A 7,750-nucleotide genomic window follows, 5' to 3' on the forward strand; every position below is an offset into this window, starting at 1 on the left:
CAACGACAACATCACAGGAGTCATCGATGCATCCGATTCGTTTAGGGCTGGTGGGTTACGGCAAGATTGCCCAGGACCAGCACGTGCCGGCCATCCACGGCAGTGACCGCTTTGAGCTGGTGGCTGTGGCGACGCTGGGTCAGCACTGTCCGGGCGTGCCCAATTTCAGCTCCCTGGCTGAGCTGCTGGCGCAAGGACCGGCGGTGGACGCCATCGCCTTTTGCACCCCGCCCCAAGGGCGTTTTGCGCTGGTTGAACAGGCGCTGAAGGCCGGCAAACACGTGCTGGTGGAAAAACCGCCGTGCTCGACCCTGGGCGAAGCCCTTGCCTTGATCGATGAGGTCAATGCGGCGGGTGTCAGCGGGTTGTTCGCCTGGCATTCACGCTTCGCCCCGGGCGTGCGCAACGCGGTGCAGTGGCTTGAAGGCAAGACCCTCAAGCAGGTGCGGATCGACTGGAAAGAACAGGTGCGCAAATGGCACCCGGGCCAGGCGTGGATCTGGCAGGCGGGCGGGCTGGGCGTGTTCGATCCGGGGATCAATGCGTTGTCGATCGTCACCGAATTGCTGCCCCGCGCGGTGTTCGTCGAATCGGCGAACCTCAGCGTGCCGAGCAACTGCCAGTCGCCAATTGCGGCGTCGTTGCAGATGCGCTCCGATGAGAACGTCCAGGTGGTTGCCGAACTGGATTTCGATCACAGCGTCAACGAGCAGTGGAGCATTGAGTTGCATTGCGACGAAGGCGTGATGCGCCTGGACGCCGGCGGCGCGCAGGTCAGCATCGACGGCGTGGCGCAGAGCGTGTCGGAGGAGGGTGAGTACCCGACCATGTACGGGCACTTCGCGCGCCTCATCGACGCGGGCAAAAGCGATCTGGACCTGCAGCCGCTGCGAATCGTCGCCGACAGCTTTTTTGTCGGCAGCAAGGAGACGGTGGCGGCTTTCTACGAATGATCAGCGACTGTTGCCCGGTCTGGCCTACCGGATCGGGCTTCGCGCTGACTGCAGGTCCGCGCGAAAGCGTTAGATATGCACCACGCCGGCCAGGGCGATGGAAAACGAAACGATGAGGGTCAACAGAATGGTCATGTTGATGGACATTGCGGGCAAATCCTTGTCTGGTTAATCAGTGTCGCCATCATCCGGATTTGCACGGGCAAACAGAACGGCGTTCGTGACTATGTTGGCAATCGATGGAAACAATAGTTCGAGGTTTTGCCAGGAACGCAGATGAAGTGGCGCATGCAGGTAATGTGAGAGTGAGCTTGCTCGCGAAGACGGCATTTCAGGCGCCAGAGATGTAACGGATGCCTCGGCCTCTTCGCGAGCAAGCTCGCTCCCACAGGATTTGCGGCAACTGATACATCTCTGGTGTGGTCATGATTGAGCAGAGCCCATCTTTCTGACGCGCTGCTTTCGCAAGGCAAACGCTGCCCTTGTGGGAGTGAGCTTGCTCACGAAGATGGCATTCCAGCCGCCGGAGATGTCGCGGATGTACCGGCCTCTTCGCGAGCAAGCTCACTCCTACAAGGTTTGGGTCATTGCCTAATCCTCGGTAGCTGCCCCAGTCCAAGCCCAATCCAGCTAACCCCCTACCCATAAGGACCACCATGCCTTCCACCCCCATCCGCATCACCGACGAACAACTCCTCTCTGACAACTGGTACGTGCTCAAGAAGTACAGCTTTGAGCTGCAACGCCGTGACGGCAGTTGGCAGTCGCAAACCCGCGAGGTGTACGACCGGGGTAATGGCGCGACGATTCTGTTGTACAACCTCGAACGCCGCACCGTGGTGCTGACCCGGCAGTTCCGCATGCCGGCCTTCGTCAACGGCCATGAAGGCTACTTGATCGAGGCCGCCGCGGGCTTGCTGGACAACGCCAGCCCGGAAGAACGCATTCGCCTGGAAGCCGAGGAAGAAACCGGCTATGTCGTGCGTTCGGTGAAGAAGATCTTCGATGCCTTTATGAGTCCGGGTTCGGTGACCGAGCGCATTCACTTTTTCATCGGCGAATACCAGCCGGACGATCGGGTCAGCGACGGCGGCGGGCTGGAAGAGGAGGGCGAGGACATCGAGGTCCTGGAGCTGGATTTCGAGCGGGCCATCGCCATGGTAGAGAGCGGCGAAATCAACGACGGCAAGACCATCATGCTCCTGCAATACCTGGAGCTGCGCCTGATGAAATGAAGGCTGCAGGGCTGAAACGACTCGGGGTACGGCGATAAAGTTTCACCAATCGGTAAATTTTCTTACGTTGCAATGAGAATCGTTTGCGTTATCCTTCGCGTTCCTTTGTAACCAGGGATGTCGAACAAGATGGATTTTCGCCCTGCAATGGGCCACCCCAACCGGGTCGGCTCACCGTGTGTTGGCGCCACCCGTGGCGCGAGAGACCCGCGCCTCGACGCGCTGATGGGCACCTACAACACCCACCGCGAAGCGCTGTTGCGGCTGGCGGCAAAATTCCTCGGCTGTCGCGCTCGCGCCGAAGACGTGGTGCAGGACGCTTTCGTGAAGATGCTCGAAAGCGACCTCGCATCGGCGGAGCCTGCGCGCTACATGTTTCGCGTCGTGCGTAATCTGTCCATCGACCGTCTTCGCCGCCAGCGTCTCGAACGCAACCACGGCGCTGAAGCCGAGCAGGAAGAGCAGATACGTTTCGAGGTGTCCCCCGAGCGTGTATTGGCCGGCCGCGAGTCCCTCGATCAACTGGTCGGTGCGCTCAACGAATTGCCCAAGCGCATGCGCATCGTCTTCGACCTCAGCCAGATCCAGGGCTACACCCAGCGCGACGTGGCCAAGGTCATCGGCACCTCGCCGACCATGGTCAATTTCCTCCTGCGCGACACCCTCTCTCACTGCCGCGCGCGGCTCGGCGAGCTCTAGGCATCGCCGCGTCATGTCCCCCGTTTTCACTGCCCGGAGTCATTCATGAAATTAGTTCGTCTGGTCTTCCAGCAATACCGCTGGCCGCTTGCATTGGTGCTGCTGCTGAGCGTCAGCAGCGGGCTGTTGAGCGTCGGCGTGATTGCCTTCGTCAACCAGCGCATGATCAGCAGTCACGAAGGCCTCGGCACGGCGCTGTGGCAATTCGGCCTGATGCTCGCCGTGCTGCTGGCGCTGGCGTCCGGGGCGTCGCTGTCGCTGACCGCGCTGGGTCACCGGTTCGTTTATGGCCTGCGCCGGGTGATGGTCAAGCGCCTGCTGGACACCAACATCGAGCGCATCGAATCCATCGGCGGGGCGAAGATCTTCGCCAGCCTGTCCAGCGACATTCGCGCCGTGACCATGGCCTTCGTGCAGTTGCCGGACCTGATCTACGGCTCGGTGCTCAGCGTCGCGTCGTTCAGTTACCTGGCCTGGCTGTCGCCGTCGCTGTTCATCACCACGCTGTGCTGGATGGCGTTCACGTTGGGGGTCGGCTGGCTGCTGGTGGGTAAGCTCAACGCCCACATCCGCGCGCTGCGTGAGTCCGAAGACAAGCTCTATCAGAGCTATCAAGGGGTGATCGACGGGCGTAAAGAGCTGACCCTCAACCGCGAACGCGCGCGCCGCCTGTACGAAGAAACCTTCGACGTCGCCGCCCAGCGCTACCGCGAGCATTTCACCCTGGCCGACCGTTATCACGGCCTGGCGAGCAACTGGGCCAACATCATGGTCCTCGGCACCATTGGCCTGGCGTTTTACCTGGCCAACGGCCTGGGCTGGGCGCCGACGGAAGTGGCGGCCACCTACGCGCTGACCGTCCTGTTCATGCGCACGCCGCTGGTGCTGGCGGTGGCGGCGATCCCGGCGCAGATCTCCGGGCGCGTTGCGCTTGATAAAGTCGAGTCGCTGGCCCTGGCCGACCATTACGAAAGCTTCGACGTCGCCCCGAGCCATATCGCTGGTCACTGGCAGACCCTCGAACTCCGTGACGTCGAATACCACTATGCGCCCCAGGGTGACGAGCCCGGTTTCGACGTCGGCCCGGTCAACCTGACCTTGCGCCGGGGCGAAACCGTGTTCCTCATGGGCGGCAACGGCAGCGGTAAATCCAGCCTGGCGCGCTTGCTCAGCGGCCTGTATCGACCGTCGGCAGGGGCGATTCTGATCGATGGCCAGGTCATCGGTTCTGACGACTGGCTGGCCTACCGTCAGCTGTTCGCCAGCGTGTTCACCGACTTCCACTTGTTTGCCCAACTGCTCGGGCCCGATGGGCACAACGCCGATGTCGCTGACGTCGAGCACTGGCTGGAAAAACTGCACATGAAGCACAAGGTGCAGCTCGCCGACGGGCACTTGCTCGACACGCGTTTTTCCCAGGGGCAGCGCAAGCGCCTGGCACTGATGCTGGCGTTGCTGGAGAAGCGCGACATCCTGCTGCTGGACGAATGGGCCGCCGACCAGGACCCGTTGTTCCGCCGCTTCTTCTACCGCGAGCTGTTGCCGATGTTCAAAAAGGCCGGCGTCACAGTGTTCGCCATCAGCCACGACGACCAGTACTTCGACCTCGCCGACCGCCTGGTGAAGATGGAGTCCGGGCAGCTCAGCGAGCTGCAAGGTGATCGTCGCGAAAACGCCAGCCGCGACGCGGTGGAAGAGATCGGCGCCGCGTATCAGCTCAAAACTGTAAAGGCTTTGTAAGTTTTTCGGCGACCGGGACTAAACAGCCGTCAGCCTCAGTCGTCATGTTAATGAGAATCAGTCTTAAACATTTTTGATGCGCGTGAACGGCCATCCGGCGCCAGCGACCCTGTCGCTCGGCCTGCCGGAGTCGATCGCGCATCGCGCCTTACGAGAGGGAAGCATGGAACTCGTCTACGACTTCATCGGCATCGGTTTCGGCCCGTCGAACCTGGCTTTGGCCATCGCCACCCAGGAGCATGCCCAGCGCAGCGGTCTGGCGCCCCACGTGTGTTTCCTCGAGAAAAAGCCGGCGTTCAACTGGCACGAAGGCATGCTGATCGACGGTTCCACCATGCAGATTTCCTTCCTCAAGGACCTGGTGACCCTGCGTAATCCGGCCAGCCGTTTCACCTTCGTCAACTACCTCAACGAGCGCGGCCGCCTGCAGGACTTCATCAACCTGAAGACCTTTTTCCCGACCCGCGAGGAGTACACCGATTACCTGACCTGGGCGGCGTCCCACTTCAATGAACAGGCCCATTACGGCGCCGAAGTGATGTCGGTGGAACCGCATTTCGAAGACGGCCGCTTTGTCGCCATGGACGTGCTGTCCCGGGACGCGAACGGTGAAATCTCCCGCCGTCGCGCGCGCAATCTGGTGTTCGGCATCGGCGGCATTCCCCAGGCGCCGGCGGCCTTCGACGGCCTTGAAGATGCGCGCGTGCTGCACTCTGCGGGCTATCGCGGCGGCATCGAAAAGCTCCTCGCCAATCGCCCCGGCCCGGTGCGCGTGGCGGTGGTCGGCGGCGGTCAGAGCGCGGCGGAAATCTTCGAAGACCTGGCCTCGCGCTTCGACAATGTCGAGGCCACCCTGGTGATTCGAGGCAGCGCGCTGAAGCCCTCCGATGACAGCCCCTTCGTCAATCAGATCTTCAACCCGTCGTTCACCGACACGATCTTCAATCACAGCCAGGAGCGTCGCGTCGCGCTGTTCGACGAGTTTCGCAACACCAACTATTCGGTGGTCGACACCGACCTGATCGAGACGATTTTCCAGCGCATGTACCAACAGAGGGTGCGCGGTGAAGAGCGCCACCGCATGCTCACCAACCGCGAAGTGGTGCACGCCGAAGTGGCCGCCGACGGCATCGAGCTGTTCCTGCGCGACGCGCCCCATGACCAGATGCACAGCGAGTCCTTCGACGTTGTCGTGCTCGCCACCGGTTACCGCCGCGACTACCACCTGGAACTCCTCTCGGGCATTCAGGAATACATCCAGGGCGCCAATGTCGACCGTCACTATCGCTTGCCCCTGAGCCCCGGCAGCGAGGCCGGCATTTTTCTCCAGGGTTGCTGCGAAGACAGCCACGGTTTGAGCGACACGCTGTTGTCGGTGCTGGCGATCCGCTCCCAGGAGGTCGTCGAGTCGATCTTCGGTGACCAGGCGCAACCGTGCTCGGCGCGCGCTGGGCATGGGTCGCCGCAGGCGCAGACCGAGCCACGCGTGGCACTCAAGCTGGCGCGCTAAGCCCGGGCCGTCAAAAAGCCCGTCACAGCGGTGGTCGTCAGCGGCCACCCACTCTTTTCTCACAACGTTGTGGGCCGCCTTTGCGCTGCCTGCGGGTTGAGCCTTGCCGATACAAACAGGTGAAAGAATGAAATCCATACGAGATCAGGCCGCGCATTTTCCCGAACTGGTGGGCTTTTATGCGCAGACCCAGCCGGACCGGATTGCCCTTCGACACATCGTCCACGAGGACCAGCCGCCGCTGCTGACCACCTACGCCCAGATGGATGCCCAGGCGCGCTCGATTGCCGCGCACCTGCAGCAACACCTGGGCGTGCAGGGCGGCGAGCGTTGCGTGCTGATCCTGCCGACCGGCGCCGATTACGCGGCGGCGTTCCTCGGCTGTTTGTACGCCAAGGTTATCGCGGTGCCGGCCTTCGCCCCCGAGTACAACCGCCAGACCCACCTCGACCGGTTGACCGGCATCCTCCACGACGCCGCGCCGCAGATGGTCCTCGGGCGTCGGGAAGACCTGGATAAATTTCAGCACCTGTTGCAACCCTTCATGCCCGCGGGCGGGCGTTTCGCTGCAGTGGAAGAAATCGGCGAAGGCCACGCAAGGTTTCAGGCGCCGCTGATCGACACCGCCTCGCTGGCCTTCCTGCAATACACCTCGGGGTCCACCAGCGCACCGAAAGGCGTGATGGTCTCCCACGACAACCTCATGGCCAACGAAGTCGCCATGGCCCGGCACTTTGTCTCCGATTCAGGGCTGGAAAGCTGGGTCAGCTGGCTGCCGCTGTACCACGACATGGGCCTGATGTGCGGCCTGCTGTTGCCGCTGTACTACGGCGGCACGCTGACGCTGATGTCGCCGAACTACTTCCTCGGCCGCCCGGCGCGCTGGCTGGAAGCGATGAGTCAGTACGGCGGGACCTTCTCCGGCGGCCCGGATTTCGCCTATCGCCTGTGCGTCGAGCGCATCAAACCCAGCGCCGTGAAAAGCCTGAAGCTGGACCCTTGGAGCCTGGCGTTTTCCGGCTCCGAGCCGATCCGCATCGCCACCCTGGATGCCTTCAGCGAGCATTTTGCGCCGGCCGGCTTCGACCGCCGCGCCCTGACGCCGAGTTATGGCCTGGCCGAAGCGACCCTGTACGTGAGCGCCGCCGAGCGCGACAGGCCGTTCGGCATCAAGCATTTTGACGGCAGCCAACTCGCCGCCGGGGACGCGTCTGAGGCGGTGTTCGCCAATCAGAACGCCAAAAGTCGTTTGCCGGGGTGCGGCTGGTGTCGGCCCGATCACGACCTGAAGATTGTCGATCCGGCCACGCTGCAGCCCCTCGCGTCGGGCAACGTGGGCGAGATCTGGATTGCCGGGCCGAGTGTCGCCCAGGGCTACTGGCAGAACGCAGAAGCCACCGCCCAGACCTTCGTCGAGGAAGACGGCCAGCGCTGGTTGCGCAGCGGCGATCTGGGCATTGCCCGCGACAACGAGCTGTTCATCACCGGCCGCTTGAAGGATCTGATCATCCTCAACGGCCAGAACCTGTACCCCCAGGACATCGAGCAGGCGCTGGAAAAAGTGTCGAGCTGCTGCGTCGCGGGCGTATCGCCGCCTTCCCGGTGACCGACGA

At 62.5% G+C, this 7,750-nt stretch carries 6 protein-coding genes; all 6 read left to right on the forward strand.

Features of this window, described 5'->3' with window-relative positions; translation table 11 throughout:
* Positions 1-26 precede the first annotated feature (26 nt).
* The 6 genes from JN403_RS14800 (at position 27) to JN403_RS25520 (ending at position 7,743) form a co-directional block, all read left to right on the forward strand.
* Positions 27-953 carry a Gfo/Idh/MocA family oxidoreductase gene (locus JN403_RS14800; RefSeq protein ID WP_205482966.1) on the forward strand — a complete coding sequence of 309 codons (927 nt, stop codon included), beginning with the start codon at positions 27-29 and terminating at the stop codon, positions 951-953.
* A 656-nt stretch (positions 954-1,609) separates the two neighbouring features.
* Positions 1,610-2,188, forward strand: a complete 579-nt coding sequence (gene nudK, locus JN403_RS14805) for a GDP-mannose pyrophosphatase NudK (protein WP_205482967.1) — start codon at positions 1,610-1,612, stop codon at positions 2,186-2,188.
* Positions 2,189-2,317: 129 nt separating this feature from the next.
* Positions 2,318-2,887 carry a sigma-70 family RNA polymerase sigma factor gene (locus JN403_RS14810; RefSeq protein ID WP_205482968.1) on the forward strand — a complete coding sequence of 190 codons (570 nt, stop codon included), beginning with the start codon at positions 2,318-2,320 and terminating at the stop codon, positions 2,885-2,887.
* Positions 2,888-2,932: 45 nt separating this feature from the next.
* Complete coding sequence (locus JN403_RS14815; protein WP_205482970.1) at positions 2,933-4,627, forward strand: multidrug ABC transporter permease/ATP-binding protein; 1,695 nt, start codon at positions 2,933-2,935, stop codon at positions 4,625-4,627.
* A gap of 163 nt (positions 4,628-4,790) precedes the next feature.
* The gene (locus JN403_RS14820) at positions 4,791-6,137 is read left to right on the forward strand and encodes a lysine N(6)-hydroxylase/L-ornithine N(5)-oxygenase family protein (RefSeq protein ID WP_205482972.1); all 1,347 of its coding nucleotides are present in this window, start codon (positions 4,791-4,793) and stop codon (positions 6,135-6,137) included.
* 127 nt (positions 6,138-6,264) lie between these two features.
* Positions 6,265-7,743, forward strand: coding sequence for a fatty acyl-AMP ligase (locus JN403_RS25520; RefSeq protein ID WP_240356581.1), 1,479 nt, complete (start codon positions 6,265-6,267; stop codon positions 7,741-7,743).
* Positions 7,744-7,750: the final 7 nt, after the last annotated feature.

This window comes from Pseudomonas sp. 15A4, assembly GCF_016925575.1.
Classification (GTDB): Bacteria; Pseudomonadota; Gammaproteobacteria; order Pseudomonadales; family Pseudomonadaceae; genus Aquipseudomonas.

Bases quoted from the DNA above. Each gene is read 5' to 3' on its own strand.
- JN403_RS14810 (WP_205482968.1), top strand. From the start codon at position 2,318: ATGGATTTTCGCCCTGCAATGGGCCACCCCAACCGGGTCGGCTCACCG.
- JN403_RS25520 (WP_240356581.1), top strand. From the start codon at position 6,265: ATGAAATCCATACGAGATCAGGCCGCGCATTTTCCCGAACTGGTGGGC.
- JN403_RS14815 (WP_205482970.1), top strand. From the start codon at position 2,933: ATGAAATTAGTTCGTCTGGTCTTCCAGCAATACCGCTGGCCGCTTGCA.
- JN403_RS14800 (WP_205482966.1), top strand. From the start codon at position 27: ATGCATCCGATTCGTTTAGGGCTGGTGGGTTACGGCAAGATTGCCCAG.
- JN403_RS14820 (WP_205482972.1), top strand. From the start codon at position 4,791: ATGGAACTCGTCTACGACTTCATCGGCATCGGTTTCGGCCCGTCGAAC.
- nudK (WP_205482967.1), top strand. From the start codon at position 1,610: ATGCCTTCCACCCCCATCCGCATCACCGACGAACAACTCCTCTCTGAC.